Raw genomic sequence first — 15,219 nt, forward strand, 5'->3', positions numbered from 1 at the left:
TATAAAAATCGAGTAGGAGACAGTCCGCTCGAGGGGTTAATTATTTGAAAAAAGAATATAAGCGGCAGAAGAATTATAAAGTCATTGTGAAAATGCACAAAACTGCGAGAAGTATTTTGAGAACAATATACAAACTTCCAGGGATTTACAGAAAAGCACTTGCAACAAGTTCGTGAATGTGCTATTTTCTAATTACAGCAACGGAAACGTTACCGGGAACAATACCGAAACCGTTTCCGACAACCTGACGGGAGTATAGCAAGAATTATGAAGGGTTCCCGTTCCAACAAAAAAGGAGAGGTAAGATTATGAAGAAGAAACTGGCAAGTGTTTAACTTTGTGCAGTAATGGCAGCTTCCATGCTGACCGGTTGCGGAAATGCTGACAATGCAACAGCAACCACCCCTGCTACCGACAACAAGACGGACGCAGCAACAACTACCGAGGCGGCAGAGAAGACCGCAGAGAAGACCGCAGAGGCAGCAGGCTCTGTATACTATCTGAACTTCAAACCTGAAGTTGACGAAGTATGGCAGAAGCTGGCTAAGGAATATACCGAGGAGACCGGTGTTCCTGTAAAGGTTGTAACTGCAGCAAGCGGTACCTACGAGCAGACCCTGATGTCTGAGATCGCTAACAAGGAAGCACCTACCCTGTTCCAGATCAACGGACCTATCGGTTATCAGAACTGGAAAGACTACTGTGCAGACTTAAAGGATACAGACCTGTACAGCTGGTTAATGGATAAGAGCCTGGCAATCACCGGTGAAGACGGTGGTGTATACGGAATCCCTTACGTAGTAGAGGGTTACGGTATCATTTATAACGACGCTATCATGCAGAAGTACTTCGCACTGGATGGTGCTAAGGCAGCAAGTATGGATGAGATCAACAACTTCGCTAAGTTAAAAGAGGTTGTAGAAGATATGCAGGCTAAGAAAGATGAACTGGGTATTGAAGGCGTATTCGCTTCCACATCCCTGACTCCCGGTGAAGACTGGAGATGGCAGACTCATCTGGCTAACATCCCTGTATACTACGAGTTCAAGGACAAGGGTATCACCGATACCGATAACCTGGAGTTCACTTACTCCGATAACTTCAAGAACATTTTTGATCTGTACATCAACAACTCCTGCACAGCACCCGGTCTGCTGGGAAGCAAGTCTGTAGACGACTCCATGGCTGAGTTCGCTCTGGGTCAGGCAGCAATGGTACAGAACGGTAACTGGGGTTGGAGCCAGATCAATGGCGTAGACGGTAACACTGTTAAGGCTGAGGATGTTAAGTTCCTTCCTATTTATACCGGCGTTGAAGGTGAAGAGAACCAGGGACTGTGCACCGGTACTGAGAACTTCTTCTGCATCAACAAGGAAGCTTCTGCTGAGGATCAGGCAGCATCTATCGCATTCGTTGAATGGCTGTTCTCTTCTGAAACCGGTAAGGCAGCAGTAACCAATGACCTTGGCTTCATTGCTCCTTTCGATACCTTCAGCGATGATGAAAAGCCCACCGATCCTCTGGCACAGGAAGTTCTTCGTTACATGGCAGATACCTCCAAGACATCTGTATCCTGGAACTTCACTTCCTTCCCCAGCCAGCAGTTCAAGGATGACTTCGGTGCAGCTCTTCTGGAGTATGCTTCCGGTTCCATCGACTGGGACGCTGTAAAGACAAAAGTAGTTGACGAATGGGCAGCTGAAAAGGCCGCAACCGCAGCTAACTAATTGATCTCAACTTATAACTATTCTAAATCGTTATCCATCTTATATAACTTCAGACACAGGGGGCGGTGGTGGTACCACGGCCCCCTTGTTTGTAAAACCCGGAATATCATGTAAAAAGGAATTAATAGGAGAAGGCTTATGCAAAAGACATTAAAACGATATTTTCCCATTTTTGTACTGCCTACATTGATCGCATTTTCCTTTGCATTTATCATACCGTTTGTTATGGGCGTATATCTGTCCTTTTGCAAATTTAAAACGATTACAAATGCACAATTTGTAGGCCTGAAAAATTATATCAAAATTTTTGCGGACAAAGATTTTGTCAACGCATTCGGTTTTACCTTAAAGTTTTCTGTTGTATCTATCATTACCATTAACGTGTTTGCGTTCATTCTGGCACTGGCACTGACCAGAAAGATCAAAGGAACCAACCTGTTCCGTACCGTATTCTTCATGCCGAACCTGATCGGTGGTATCATCCTGGGTTATATCTGGCAGCAGATGATCAATGCGGTATTGTTGAAATATGAGACCACACTGGTAGCTAATCCTACCTATGGTTTCTGGGGATTGGTCATCCTGATGAACTGGCAGATGATCGGTTATATGATGATCATTTATGTAGCCGGACTACAGAATGTACCTACAGACCTGATCGAAGCAGCACAGATTGACGGAGCTACTTCGTTACAGACTTTATTCAAAGTGAAAATTCCGATGGTTATGCCATCTATTACTATATGTTTGTTCCTTACTGTATCCAACAGTTTCAAGCTCTTTGACCAGAACCTGGCGCTGACTGCCGGTGCTCCCAGCAAAAAGACCGCAATGCTGGCTCTGGATATTTACAATACTTTCTACGGCAGAAACGGTTACGAAGGTGTCGGTCAGGCAAAAGCAGTACTGTTCTTCATCGTTGTGGCAGTCATAGCCCTGGGACAGCTGGTACTTACCAGACGTAAGGAGGTAGAACAATAATGACTAAGAAAAAAACTTCCAATGTGATCATATTTTGTATCCTGTGTCTGCTGGTAGTTGCATTTTTAACACCTATTTTCTTCGTGCTGATCAACTCCTTTAAGGGAAAACTGTTCATCAGCAACAATCCGTTTGCACTGCCTACCGCAGAGACCTTTGTGGGATTGACCAACTATGTGAACGGTATTGAAAAAACCGGTTTTTTCACAGCTTTCGGTTGGTCTGCATTTATCACTGTATTTTCCGTGGCAGCGATCATTCTGTTCACTTCCATGACTGCGTACTATCTGACCAGAGTGAAAACCGGCGTGACCAACGTGCTGTATTACATGTTCGTATTTTCCATGATCGTGCCTTTCCAGATGGTAATGTTCACTATGTCTAAGCTGGCTAATATGACCCACCTGAACAACCCTCCCGGAATGGTGCTTCTGTACCTGGGATTTGGTTCCGGCCTGTCCGTGTTCATGTTCTGTGGATTCATCAAATCGATTCCACTGGACATCGAAGAGGCAGCCATGATCGACGGATGCAACCCTTTGCAGACCTTCTTTGGTGTCGTAATGCCGATCTTAAAGCCGACTGCCATCACCGTAGCCATCCTGAATGCCATGTGGATCTGGAACGACTATCTGCTGCCTTATCTGGTAATCGGCCTGAGTACTAATTACAAGACCATACCGGTTGTAGTACAATACCTGGTAGGTTCTTACGGCGCAAAGGATCTGGGTGCCATGATGGCACTGCTGGTACTGTCCGTAATCCCTATTATCGTCTTCTATCTGACCTGTCAGAAGTACATTATCGAGGGCGTGGTAGCCGGTGCAGTTAAGGGCTAAAAAATAGAAAGATAGGGTTATTAATATGAGAAAAAGCGGAATATTACTGCCGGTGAGCAGCCTGCCGTCCCGCTACGGAATCGGCTGCTTTTCCAAGGAAGCATATAAATTTATTGACAGATTAAAAGAAGCCGGTCAGGCCTATTGGCAGATTCTGCCATTAGGACCCACCAGCTACGGAGATTCTCCGTACCAGTCTTTTTCCACTTTTGCGGGTAATCCCTACTTTATTGATCCCGAGGATCTGGTGGCGAGAGGCTATGTGACCGCAGAGCAGTGCAATACCTATGACTTCGGCACGGATATCCATTCCGTGGATTACGGCAAAATCTATAAGAGCCGTTTCCGCCTGTTGAAGGAAGCGTTTGATAACAGCCATATTGAAGAAGATGCGAGATTTCAGGAGTTTGTACAGAAGAATGCATACTGGCTGGAGGATTATGCACTTTATATGGCCATCAAGGATGGTTTCCGCGGCATCTGCTGGGTAGCCTGGGAAGAGGATATCAAGCTAAGAACCCCGGCTGCCATGGACAAATATCGCAGAAAATATGCGAAAGAGATTATGTTTTACCAGTTCCAGCAGTATCTGTTCCAGGTACAGTGGGAGAAACTAAAGACCTATGCCAACGATAACGGCATCAAGATTATTGGGGATATTCCCATTTATGTGGCATTTGACAGCTCAGATGCCTGGGCGAATCCGGAGCTGTTCCAGTTCGATGAGAATTGTGAGCCAGTAGCAGTGGCGGGATGCCCTCCCGATGCGTTTTCCGCCACCGGACAGCTGTGGGGCAATCCTCTGTATAACTGGGAACATCACAAGGAGACCGGTTATGCCTGGTGGATGCAGCGGCTGGCAGCCTGCTTTGAACGCTATGATGTGGTACGTATCGATCATTTTCGTGGATTCGATGCTTATTATGCGATTCCCTATGGGGAACCCACTGCGGAGCACGGCCACTGGGAACATGGCCCGGGATATGATATTTTCCGTTCCATGAAGGAAAAATTGGGAGAAAAAGAAGTTATTGCAGAAGATCTTGGCTTTTTAACACCATCTGTGATAGAATTAGTGAAGAAATCCGGTTATCCAGGTATGAAAATTTTGCAGTTTGCATTTGATTCCCGTGAGGAAAGTGATTATCTGCCGCATAATTATACACATAATTGCGTGGTATATACGGGAACTCATGATAATGATACTGTGATGGGGTGGTATGACACCTTGAAGGGAGCTGACAAAAAGCTCTGTGACGACTATCTGCGTCTGAAAAATGCGGACGGAGAGCCGATTCCCAGAGAGCAGCTTCCCTGGGAATTTGTGCGTGCCGCAATGTCCAGCGTAGCGGATCTGGCGATCATTCCCATGCAGGATTATCTTGGACTGGGATCGGAGGCCCGCATCAACATTCCTTCCACACTGGGCATCAACTGGAAGTGGAGAATGGGGAACGGAGATTTTACAAAGGAGCTTGCAGGACGGATCCGCAGTATGACGAAGCTGTACGGCAGATAGGTCTGTAGGCTTGGAAAGGTTTGTGCTCCATGGAGGAAATCACGATCAAAGACATCGCAAGAATCTGCGGTGTCGGTGTCAGCACGGTATCCCGTGCCATAAATAACCACCCGGACATCAATCCTGAGACCAAGGAAATGATCATGCGGGTGATCAAAGAGAATAACTACGTACCCAACAACAGTGCCAGAAACCTGAAACGTCAGGATGCCAAGGCAATTGCAGTACTGGTCAAAGGTATTAACAACTCTTTCTTCAGCCAGATGATCAAGGTATTGGAAGAAGAGATCAAGGAAAAATCTTACGCCATGGTATTGCAGCATGTAGACTATGACGAGGACGAAGTGGAAGTGGCACTGAAGCTGGTCAAGGAAAAAAGACTTCGCGGCATTATCTTCCTCGGCGGTTATCTGGTGCACAGTGAGGAAAAGCTGGCACAGCTTCATGTGCCGTTTATCTTAAGTACCACGGGAATGCTACCCAAGGGCTTCAGCCGCAACACCTATTCCTCCGTAGCGGTGGATGATACCAAGGAAAGCTACAAGATGGTGGACTATCTGTGCAAGAACGGACATAAGGATATTGCAATCCTCTGTGCCCGCAAGACCGATGCATCTATCGGTAAGCTGCGTCTGGAAGGCTATAAAAAGGCGTTGAAGGATAACGGAATAGAAGTAAGAGAAGAACTGATCCTGCCTATGAGGAGTGATTTGGAAGATTACTCCCTGGAGAATGGCTATATGGTGACGAAGGAATTCCTGGAGAAGCAGATTCCGTGCACGGCGATCTTCGCAATCTCCGATATGCTGGCAATCGGTGCAGGAAAAGCATTGTCTGATGCCGGATACAAGGTGCCGGAGGATATTTCCCTGACAGGCTTTGATGGTGTGGAAATCGGGAAATATGTTATCCCGTCCTTGACGACTTTAAAGCAGCCGGTGGACAGCATGGCGAGAGAGACGGCCCGGATCCTGTTCGACATCATCGGGAAAAAGGCGAAGCACCAGCACTGCGTGTTCGACGGAGAACTGGTGGTGCGGGATTCCACTATGCCGAGGACTTAGACTATGCAGATACATGGTTTTAACAAGACAACTTTATTAGATTATCCGGAACATATTGCAGCCACTGTTTTTACAGGAGGCTGCAATTTTCGCTGTCCGTTCTGCCATAACGGGGAACTGGTGCTGGATCCCGGATGCCAGCCGCTGATCCCGGAAGAGGAGGTGCTCGCGTATCTGAAAAAGAGACAGGGCATTCTGCAAGGTGTCTGCGTCACCGGCGGAGAACCGACCCTACAAAAGGATCTGAAGGAGTTCTTACAGAAGATCAAAGAACTGGGATACCCGGTGAAACTGGACACCAACGGCTATATGCCGGGAGTGCTGTGGAAACTGTTGCAGGAGCACCTGATCGATTACGTGGCTATGGATATCAAGGCGTCCAGAGAGAATTATGCCCATGCCGCAGGCCTTAAGAATATGGATATCTCCCGGATCGAGGAGAGCATCGGCATACTGAAAAGCAGTGGGATTCCGTATGAATTCCGTACCACTGTGGTAAAAGGAATCCATACTGTGGAAGAGTTCGAGAATATCGGCAAATGGATCGCCGGCTGCCCGGCTTATTATCTTCAGAGCTATGAGGAAAATGCAAACTGCCTGTACCGGATGGTACAGACAGTGGAATGTGACGATGTGAAACCGGGCGGAGTAGATCCGTTCGGCGCATTTTCCAGAGAGGAACTGGAACAGATGGAGGAACTGGTCCGGAAATATGTGGGGAAAGTTATCCTGCGGGGCGTGGAATAGACGCTGCGTCCCGCAGTTACATAAGCTGTTGTATTTTTACAAACTCATCAAAGCGAGGTAAGGCCAGCGTGACTTTCCCGTATTCTTTGGAAATAATGACACCTTTTCTCTTTAAACGCTCACGATAGACAGAGAAAAGTTCAGATTTCATATCTAATCGCTCACGGAGAGCTTTTACCTGAGTCTCTCCGCTGAGAGACATTTCAGTTACGATTTTTTTATCCAGATCGGATAATTCCGACCATATTTTACTGTATACATATTCATCCAGATATTGGTCATATTCCGGCAAAATCTGTTCCAAAGTCTTTTTATTGCGATTTTCCCAGTAGAGATAACCAAGTACCTGAAAGGCAAAAGGATAGCCTTTGGTCAGTGAAGCCAGTTCTCCGGCAGCATCTATATCCAGAGAAAAGATATCCATATATTGTTTGCGGATAGCGGTATAATTGAGTGGCTCCAGGATTAATTTGGGTGCACGGTATAAAAAGGTCAGTACTTTATCATTTTGAAGATTATAAATATTTTCATATAATCCCGTCATCAGTAAAAAGATGGGATAGTCGTTTCGTAAAAAAATCTGAAAGGAGCTTGCAAAGATTCGGATATATTCGGAATTCGTCACTTCGTCAACGCTGATCAGCAACCTTTTTTCACTTTTCTGGATATATTTCAACATGAGTTCCAGAGCGTTTTCGATATCCGTGACCGGAGCAGCGTTTTCAATGGATACTCCCAGACCAAAAGCAGAAAAGTCAAGTTTTGCATTAATGAACAGCGTGTGTAATTCGGGAATGCTGTAGATTTTTGCAGCAAGACTTTGCAGTAAATCTCTGGTAGGATTCAGTTCCACAACGATCCAGTCTTCTCTTTTTCGTAATTCCGAAGCAATATTTGTCATCATTACAGTCTTGCCAGAGCCACGGACACCGGTGATCATGTAGATCTGATTGGATGGAATCTCGGCACAAAAGCTTTCCAGAATTTGGTTTGTTTCCGTGAGACGGGAGATATATTGCAACGGTTTTTTTCCAAAAGATACCGTAAACGGATTGGTACTCATAATGAAAACCTCCTTTTCTTATATTAGTTTATATAACTTTTAAAATCTTATATAACTTTATATAAGTGTATATAACTTTGTAATTATTATATAAGTTTATATAACTTTTGGCAAGAGATATTGCGGCTATGGGAAATGAATGCAGAAGGAAAATGTAAACGCTTACTCTTCCTAAATAGACATTTCATGAGAAAATGTGCATATTTTATAAAAAATAAATGTTGCGCAAAAATATTAGCTAAAAATTACTCAAAAAATATATGAATAACTTCCAAAAATATTCAAAATACACAAAAATGGTTTACTAATGTGAAGCGATAGTGCTAATATATAGTACATAGTGTTGTAAGAGCTTACAAATATAATCGTTTATAACACATGCTAAGTGGAGGTATGGGAATGTTAGGCAGGAGAGGAAGAAAAGAGAGAAAACGACTGATGGCATTGCTTCTTGCGGGAGCCATGGTGCTGTCGGGAATGGGAATCAGCCCCATCTCTGTACAGGCAGAGGAAACGGAACCTGTGGTAGAACAGGTAAGTGAGACGGTTTCTGACGGAAATGCGGAAACAACCAGAGAAGTGTTGGGAGAGGAAAAAGGTATTGCGGCAGCTTCGACAACACAGGATGCGAATGCAGCAATGGCTGCTGTGCAGAGTGGAACGGAAAAAGACCTGTATGAATTGGATCTGAGCAAGGGTCTGACAGCAGGAACAACGTATGATGGCGGAATTTCTGTACTTGAAACTATGAGTTTTAAATCTGGTTCAGCTAGTTTAGATGGGGTAAAGTATACAGGATGTGTACAGGGAGATAATTCGCCTAACCCGAACAAAGGAAAAATTCCTATCAGTGGTGCTGCAGTAAAACTGGAGGCGGAAAAAGATGGCAGAATCAAAGTTGTATTTAAAGCAAAAGGCAAAGATATTTATTTTTTGCAGGATGTAGATGGCAAGCCCCAAGGGATTGAGACCTTTAAGGCGGGAGAAGACCTGATTGCCAAAACTTATGAGGTGGAAAAAGGGGGCACTTATTATTTATATGCAAGTGGTAGTAAGATTATGATCTATGCTCTGACCGTAGATTACAGATCTTCCGTAAGCTGGGATGACATAGCAGCTCCCGTTCTGGGAACACCTTTTGTCAAGGACGGAACCATCACCGTTCCGTACACTGCACAGATCGGTGGAATCTATGCAAAATCTTTGGAAGTGACGATGTATGATGCTGATGGTAATGCGGTGGAGACAAAATCCGTTACTGCACAGGGAACCTCTGGAAATGCAGAGTTCCAGCCTACAGCGTCCGGCACTTACAGCTTTGAAGCAAAACTGATAGGAGAAGGCGAGAATACAAAAGCAAGTAATAAGACAACAGCAATAGAATTTGTATTACCTATGGCAACGCCGAAGGGCTTAAATGCTGAGAATAAGGGACACGGCAATGTGAAACTGACCTGGCAGGCAGTTGCCGAAGCAGAGAGCTACAAGGTATCTGTGGACGGCACGGTTGTTGAAGAAGGAGTGACTGCATTGGCTCAGACGATCAAAGGATTGACGGTAGGTCAGGAATATACATTTCAGGTAGCTGCAGTCAGAGGAGAAAATGTATCCACTCCGGCGGAAGTAAAACTGACAATCACTGAAGATGCAGTGAAGACCTGGAATTTTGCAGCATTTGGTCAGGGCGTTGACAACAAAACAGCGAATAACGGTTATAGTGGAAGCCTGGATACAGGTGATTTGAAGATCTGGGAGAAGAACAGCAAAGGAAAGCTGGTAGCAGCTTCAACGGATGGTCTGGCATTCTACTACACCACGATTGATCCGGCAACAGAGAACTTTACGTTATCTGCAGATATTACGGTGGACGAATGGACATACACCAACGGACAGGAAGGCTTTGGCCTTATGGCAGCTGACCGTGTGGGTGAGAATGGAGATTCCGGTATTTTCTGGAACAATTCCTATATGCTGAGTGCTACAAAGGTGGAATATCTCTGGGATGCCACAGAAGGCAAGGTATCTGATGCCGGAGACAAATACACCATGAAACTTGGTATCGGTTCCCAGGAAAAAATAGGTGTAACACCGGAAAATATGAATGACAGTCCTACAGATCAGGGCTTCCGGTCTACCATGACTACTCTGGAGACCAGTGCTGCAAACAGCGGAAACGGCGCGGGAACTTATAACATAGTAGGCAAATATACCAATTCTGCAGAAGCTGTGAAGGATATTACGGATCTGAACGTGCAGACCACTTTCCACATGACTTTGCAGAGAAACAATACCGGTTATTTCCTGAGCTATACCAATGTGGAAACCGGTGAGACCGTAACCAATAAATACTATCACGGCAAAGACGGAGACGAACTGACCAGATTGGATGCAGAGAACATCTATGTAGGTTTCTTCACTTCCAGAACTGCAACCATCAGCGTTGCCAATGCAGTGCTGACAACAATCGATCCGGCCAAAGATGCTCCGGCAGAATCCAGACCGGTCACTTATGTAACACCGAATTATACGATTGATTCTGCTTCTGTAGCCAACAGTGCAGATTACGAACTGGTATATTACGGCAATGCGGACGGAACATTGAAAATTACCAACAGTGACAATGAAACCGTATTGTCAGATGCGGGTGTAAAGGCAAATACCAAGGTATATACCCATACGACACTGAAAAGCGGAAGCAACGTTTTCCATGTAGAGTTTACCCCGAATGCGGATTACAGACCTTCAGAGTATTCTCTGTTGAGTAGCTATGATACAGTAACATTTGACTTTACAGTAAATTATAATGTAAAGGGTAGAACGGTTATTTATGCTGCTCCTGAGGGAAGAAGTACGGGAAGCGGTACCAACAGTGATCCTGTGGATATTTATACCGCAGTGAAGAGCGTGGCTCCGGGCCAGATGATCGTGTTGAAGGGCGGTACTTATGCACTGGATAAGACGGTGACGATAGACAGAGGTGTCAGTGGAACTACAGATGCCAGAATCTATATGATTGCCGATCCGGACAGCACTTCTCGTCCGGTACTGAATTTCCAGAGAAAATGTGCAGGTATGATCCTGGCAGGTGATTACTGGTATTTCCAGGGATTTGATGTAACAGGTTCTGCTAATTCCCTCAAGGGTATTCAGGTATCCGGCAGTCACAATACACTGGATGATATTATGGCATATAGAAACGGCAATACTGGTATTCAGATCAGCCGTTACAAGAGCACAGACGGAAGAAGCGACTGGCCTTCCTATAACCTGATCCTGAACTGTACTTCATATCTGAACGCAGATGCGGGATATGAGGATGCAGACGGATTTGCAGCTAAGCTGACGATTGGTGAGGGTAATGTATTTGACGGATGTATCGCAGCATACAATGCCGATGACGGTTGGGATCTGTTCGCAAAGGTAGAGACAGGAGCTATCGGTCAGGTGGTCATTCAGAACTGCGTGGCATTCAAGAACGGTTATGTACTGGATGAGAACGGACAGGAAGTAGATGCCGGTAACGGTAACGGCTTCAAGATGGGTGGTTCCAGCATCAGCGGACATCATATTTTGCGCAACAGTGTATCATTCGGCAATAAGGCAAAGGGTATTGATTCCAACAGCTGTCCGGATATTGAGGCATATTCTTCTACCAGTTATAACAATGAGTCCTTTAACGTGGCATTCTATACAAATGACGCAAAGAATACTGCATTTATAGCAAAAGGAATCCTGTCCTTTAAGGATAGCAGCAATGCAGCAGGGCAGACGGTTGCAGAACAGTTCAAACCGAAAGGAACTCAGGAGACCAGTGCCTACGAAAATGCAATGAACTATTATTGGAGAGGCGAAAACTCTACCAACAGTGAAGGAATAGCAGCTACAGCAGAATGGTTCCAGAACATGGATATGAACAGTGCAATCCACGGAGGCATTCGCAGAAATACGGACGGTACCATCAATATGAACGGTTTCCTGGCAGTGACTTCCGCAGTACCAGCAGGTGTTGGAGCCAGAATGACCGGAACCCCTTCTGCTGTATTTACGGTAGCGGCAGATGAGGTGAACAACGATGATGACGATGATGATGACAACAGCGGTTCCTCTGCAGCACCTGCAGTAGACTGGACGGATGTAAGCAACTCTGTACAGGATAAGGTGGCAGAGATGATGAAAAATCCTGCTATTGCAAGTGTCAACATGAACTTTGTATGCAGCGGTGAAGTCAAGGTGCCTCAGAATATACTGAATACCATTAAAGGTACGAAGCTGACGGTGGCATTCCACAGCGGAAACGGTGTGGCACTGAGCATCAGTGGACAGGATCTGAAGAATAAAGATCTGTCAAAGATTCAGAATATTGATCTGACAGTAGACCAGACGAGCAACACAATCCCGGCAAATGTGGTATCCGCAAAGTCCGGAACCGTGAACAGACAGCTGGGTATCCGAGATACCGGCAGCTTCGGAGTGAATGTCAACATTCATGTAAATGTAGGCAAGGACAATTCCGGCAAGAGTGCAAACCTGTATCGCTATAATACAGAGAAGGGACGCCTGGAGTATTGCGGATCCTTTACCGTAACTTTCACCGGACAATCCATGTTCGCATTGAAGCGCGGCGGCAATTATCTGGTAACTGTTACTGACCGCAGACCTTCCGAGAGCATCTGGTATACAGAGGGCGGTTATACGGTAAAGAGTGGTGATACGCTTTCCAGGATCGCTAGGAGAAATCACATGACTCTGGCACAATTGCTTCGCAGAAATGTACAGATTACAAACCAGAATGTGATCAGAGTTGGTCAGAAACTGAATCTGGACTGATCGTAAAAACTGTAAGAGATAGAGAAAAAGGACAAGACGGGAAACTGAAAAACGAGAAAACGGATGGCTTGGGAGGGCCATCCGTTTTTTGTGTATACGATGAGTCAGCCTACTCGATTGGAAATATTTTATTGCACTTGATTGGGGTTCTTCTTTCCACTTTCGAAATCCAGAGCATTCTGCAAGGTAGTCTCTGCAATGGCTTCCAGTGCTTCTTTTGTGAAAAATCCCTGATGGGATGTTATCATGACATTGGGGAAGGACAAAAGCCTTGCGGTGGTAGAATGCTCCAGAATCTCATCGGAACGATCCTCGAAGACGTTTTTCGTCTCTTCTTCATAGACATCCAGACCGACCCCGGCGAACTTGTGCAGGCGGATGCCCTCGATAAGATCCTCGGTCTTGACCAGAGCACCCCGGGAAGTGTTTACCAGAATGACGCCATCCTTCATTTTCTTGATGGTGTCAAGCTGGATCAGGTGGTAGGTGGAATCCATCAGCGGGCAGTGAAGGGAGATCAGATCACTTTGCGCCAGTAATTCGTCTAAGGTCACATAGGTGACGAAGTCTTTCAGATCCGGGTTCTCGTAGACATCGTAGGCGATGACTTTCATGCCGAAACCGTTACAGATCCGGCACATAGCTGCACCGATCCGGCCGGTTCCGATGATTCCGGCAATCTTACCATAGAAATTGAAGCCCATGAGTCCGGCGAGGCTGAAATCATTTTCCCGGACCTTGTTATAGGCTTTGTATAAGCGGCGGTTGCAGGCCAGAGCCAGAGCCATGGCATGCTCTGCGACAGCTTCCGGAGAATAACCGGGGACACGCATGACACATATGTCATATGCAGCTGCCTTTTCCAGATCCACGTTGTTGTATCCTGCGCAACGCAGCAGGACCAGACGGACACCTTTTTCGTGGAGAATTTTTAATGTGGCTTCGCTCACATTGGAGCTGACGAAAGCACAGACGGCATCGAAGCCGTCGGCCAGAGCAGCAGTACGGGGATCCAGATCCGACCGGATGTAATCAATCTGGATGCCGGGATATTTTTTCAGAGTTGCCTCGAAAGATTCTTTATCATAGCTTTTGGTATCATAAAATAATATTTTCATAACAGTCCTCCTCGGGTTGATTTTTATAGTATGTGTATCGTTATTTTTAATCATACCCAGATTTGGCTTTACTATAGCTCAAAATATGGGAATTGTCTATCATATTTAAAAAGTGAAATCGAGAAAAATTATAAAAATGATGCAGATATGATGCAATCGGCAGATATACTGGCATCAGGAGGCGAGGAGTATGAAAAAAATATTTTTTGCAGCAGTATTTGCAGGAGCACTGTTAGGTTTTACATCCTGCGGAAACCGGGAGATGGTGACGGATCCGGAGATGGAGACAGTTATAGACAGCATCAAGGAGACACAGAGCGGTCAGACGACGGAAGAGACGACGGCCGGGACTGAGGAGACTTCGGAAGTGCCCACACAGACGGAACCGACAGAAGGCCAGAGTGAAATACAGGGAAGTGAATGGGTGCAGTTTACCACAGAGGATCACGAGGGTAGCAGTGATCCCGAAGACAAGACCAGAAGTTATACCTATTACTATCCAACAGTTACAGTGACGATTCCGGGCAATGAGACGGTGCAGATGAAGATTCAGAAAGAGCTGGATGAATATGTAGACAGTTTTGTAGAAGGAATCAAGAACGGGGAGTTTGGTACACTTTATGAGGATATGCCGGTGTATGAGCAGAGCTATGAGGATCTTACTTTCCATGTGATCCGCGCGGATGATAAGGTGATCAGCCTGTCGTGGGGGCTGGAAGGGTATGATCAGGGGGCTCATGGATGGTATACTTTGTACTATATGAACTATTATACGCAGACCGGAGAGAGAATTACTTTTGACAGTCTGGGGAGCGGATTCCGCGACAAAGCACTGGAACTTGTGACAGCAAAGGCAGCGGAAATGCAGGCAAAAGAGGACTGCTTCTTTAACGATTACGAGAAGAGTATCAAACTGGTGGTGTTGGATGGTACGGAAGATTTGAATGCTATCTATCAGGAAATTTATGGGCCGGACATTGCAGGTACGGATAATGGCCCCGCAGACCCTACATTCTACATTACAGAGGATGGCGTTGTATTTGAATCCGGCCAGTATGTATTACAGTCCTATGCAGTTGGAATTGTTGACTTTGAGATTCCGGCAGCAGACTTCGGGGATGATCTCACAGCAGATATTTTTTAATGGAGTACAGGATGCTGGCGGGTATATTTGCAAAATATAGGACTTTACATGGGCGGGCACCGTGTATATAATAAGAACATCGGGAATGAGGTTCTCCCGGAAGCACAGGCTTCGAACCGCCGGAATTTGAACATACGAATTCGATTTGGCTGATGACTTCTGCAGAATATGCAGGGGACACCAGCCTTTT

The 15,219-nt window shown here is 45.7% G+C and carries 10 protein-coding genes and 1 riboswitch; of the genes, 8 read left to right on the top strand and 2 right to left on the bottom strand.

Annotation, left to right across the window (positions count from 1 at the left end; translation table 11 throughout):
- The first annotated feature begins 347 nt into the window (after nt 1-347).
- From ACLTOH_RS05560 to ACLTOH_RS05585, 6 genes are all read left to right on the top strand, one after another.
- Nucleotides 348-1,727 (top strand): ABC transporter substrate-binding protein, encoded by a 1,380-nt coding sequence (locus tag ACLTOH_RS05560; protein WP_412223578.1) that lies wholly within the window; start codon nt 348-350, stop codon nt 1,725-1,727.
- Between the two features lie 138 nt (nt 1,728-1,865).
- Nucleotides 1,866-2,708 carry a carbohydrate ABC transporter permease gene (locus ACLTOH_RS05565; RefSeq protein WP_412223579.1) on the top strand — a complete coding sequence of 281 codons (843 nt, stop codon included), beginning with the start codon at nt 1,866-1,868 and terminating at the stop codon, nt 2,706-2,708.
- Entirely contained in the window at nt 2,708-3,547 is an 840-nt protein-coding gene (locus tag ACLTOH_RS05570; RefSeq protein ID WP_022312439.1) for a carbohydrate ABC transporter permease, read from the top strand. The genes ACLTOH_RS05565 and ACLTOH_RS05570 overlap by 1 nt, the downstream gene beginning before the upstream one ends.
- Nucleotides 3,548-3,572: 25 nt before the next feature.
- Entirely contained in the window at nt 3,573-5,066 is a 1,494-nt protein-coding gene (gene malQ, locus ACLTOH_RS05575) for a 4-alpha-glucanotransferase (protein WP_337763662.1), read from the top strand.
- 29 nt (nt 5,067-5,095) lie between these two features.
- Nucleotides 5,096-6,130: a LacI family DNA-binding transcriptional regulator gene (locus ACLTOH_RS05580; RefSeq protein ID WP_262594621.1), complete on the top strand. Its 1,035-nt coding sequence runs from the start codon at nt 5,096-5,098 to the stop codon at nt 6,128-6,130.
- Between the two features lie 3 nt (nt 6,131-6,133).
- Entirely contained in the window at nt 6,134-6,877 is a 744-nt protein-coding gene (locus tag ACLTOH_RS05585) for an anaerobic ribonucleoside-triphosphate reductase activating protein (protein WP_412223580.1), read from the top strand.
- Nucleotides 6,878-6,893: 16 nt separating this feature from the next.
- On the opposite strand, the gene ACLTOH_RS05590 is transcribed toward ACLTOH_RS05585, so the two are convergent.
- Nucleotides 6,894-7,940 carry an ATP-binding protein gene (locus ACLTOH_RS05590; protein ID WP_262594619.1) on the bottom strand — a complete coding sequence of 349 codons (1,047 nt, stop codon included), beginning with the start codon at nt 7,938-7,940 and terminating at the stop codon, nt 6,894-6,896.
- A 399-nt stretch (nt 7,941-8,339) separates the two neighbouring features.
- Between ACLTOH_RS05590 and ACLTOH_RS05595 the strand changes: the two genes are divergently transcribed.
- Entirely contained in the window at nt 8,340-12,767 is a 4,428-nt protein-coding gene (locus tag ACLTOH_RS05595) for a LysM peptidoglycan-binding domain-containing protein (RefSeq protein WP_412223582.1), read from the top strand.
- Nucleotides 12,768-12,895: 128 nt separating this feature from the next.
- Here ACLTOH_RS05595 and ACLTOH_RS05600 read toward each other — a convergent pair whose 3' ends face one another.
- Nucleotides 12,896-13,885 (bottom strand): 2-hydroxyacid dehydrogenase, encoded by a 990-nt coding sequence (locus ACLTOH_RS05600; RefSeq protein ID WP_412223583.1) that lies wholly within the window; start codon nt 13,883-13,885, stop codon nt 12,896-12,898.
- Between the two features lie 190 nt (nt 13,886-14,075).
- On the opposite strand from ACLTOH_RS05600, the gene ACLTOH_RS05605 reads away from it, so the two are divergent.
- The gene (locus ACLTOH_RS05605) at nt 14,076-15,029 is read left to right on the top strand and encodes an RsiV family protein (protein WP_337631134.1); all 954 of its coding nucleotides are present in this window, start codon (nt 14,076-14,078) and stop codon (nt 15,027-15,029) included.
- Nucleotides 15,030-15,101: 72 nt separating this feature from the next.
- A riboswitch (Fluoride riboswitch) is annotated at nt 15,102-15,198 on the top strand.
- Nucleotides 15,199-15,219: the final 21 nt, after the last annotated feature.

Origin of the sequence: Waltera sp., from assembly GCF_046969025.1 — a bacterium.
Classification (GTDB): Bacteria; Bacillota; Clostridia; order Lachnospirales; family Lachnospiraceae; genus Acetatifactor; species Acetatifactor acetigignens.

Excerpts from the sequence above, each read along its gene's own strand:
- ACLTOH_RS05580 (WP_262594621.1), top strand. The coding sequence starts at position 5,096 with ATGGAGGAAATCACGATCAAAGACATCGCAAGAATCTGCGGTGTCGGT.
- ACLTOH_RS05560 (WP_412223578.1), top strand. The coding sequence starts at position 348 with ATGGCAGCTTCCATGCTGACCGGTTGCGGAAATGCTGACAATGCAACA.
- ACLTOH_RS05565 (WP_412223579.1), top strand. The coding sequence starts at position 1,866 with ATGCAAAAGACATTAAAACGATATTTTCCCATTTTTGTACTGCCTACA.
- ACLTOH_RS05590 (WP_262594619.1), bottom strand. The coding sequence starts at position 7,940 with ATGAGTACCAATCCGTTTACGGTATCTTTTGGAAAAAAACCGTTGCAA.
- ACLTOH_RS05585 (WP_412223580.1), top strand. The coding sequence starts at position 6,134 with ATGCAGATACATGGTTTTAACAAGACAACTTTATTAGATTATCCGGAA.
- malQ (WP_337763662.1), top strand. The coding sequence starts at position 3,573 with ATGAGAAAAAGCGGAATATTACTGCCGGTGAGCAGCCTGCCGTCCCGC.
- ACLTOH_RS05595 (WP_412223582.1), top strand. The coding sequence starts at position 8,340 with ATGTTAGGCAGGAGAGGAAGAAAAGAGAGAAAACGACTGATGGCATTG.
- ACLTOH_RS05605 (WP_337631134.1), top strand. The coding sequence starts at position 14,076 with ATGAAAAAAATATTTTTTGCAGCAGTATTTGCAGGAGCACTGTTAGGT.
- ACLTOH_RS05600 (WP_412223583.1), bottom strand. The coding sequence starts at position 13,885 with ATGAAAATATTATTTTATGATACCAAAAGCTATGATAAAGAATCTTTC.
- ACLTOH_RS05570 (WP_022312439.1), top strand. The coding sequence starts at position 2,708 with ATGACTAAGAAAAAAACTTCCAATGTGATCATATTTTGTATCCTGTGT.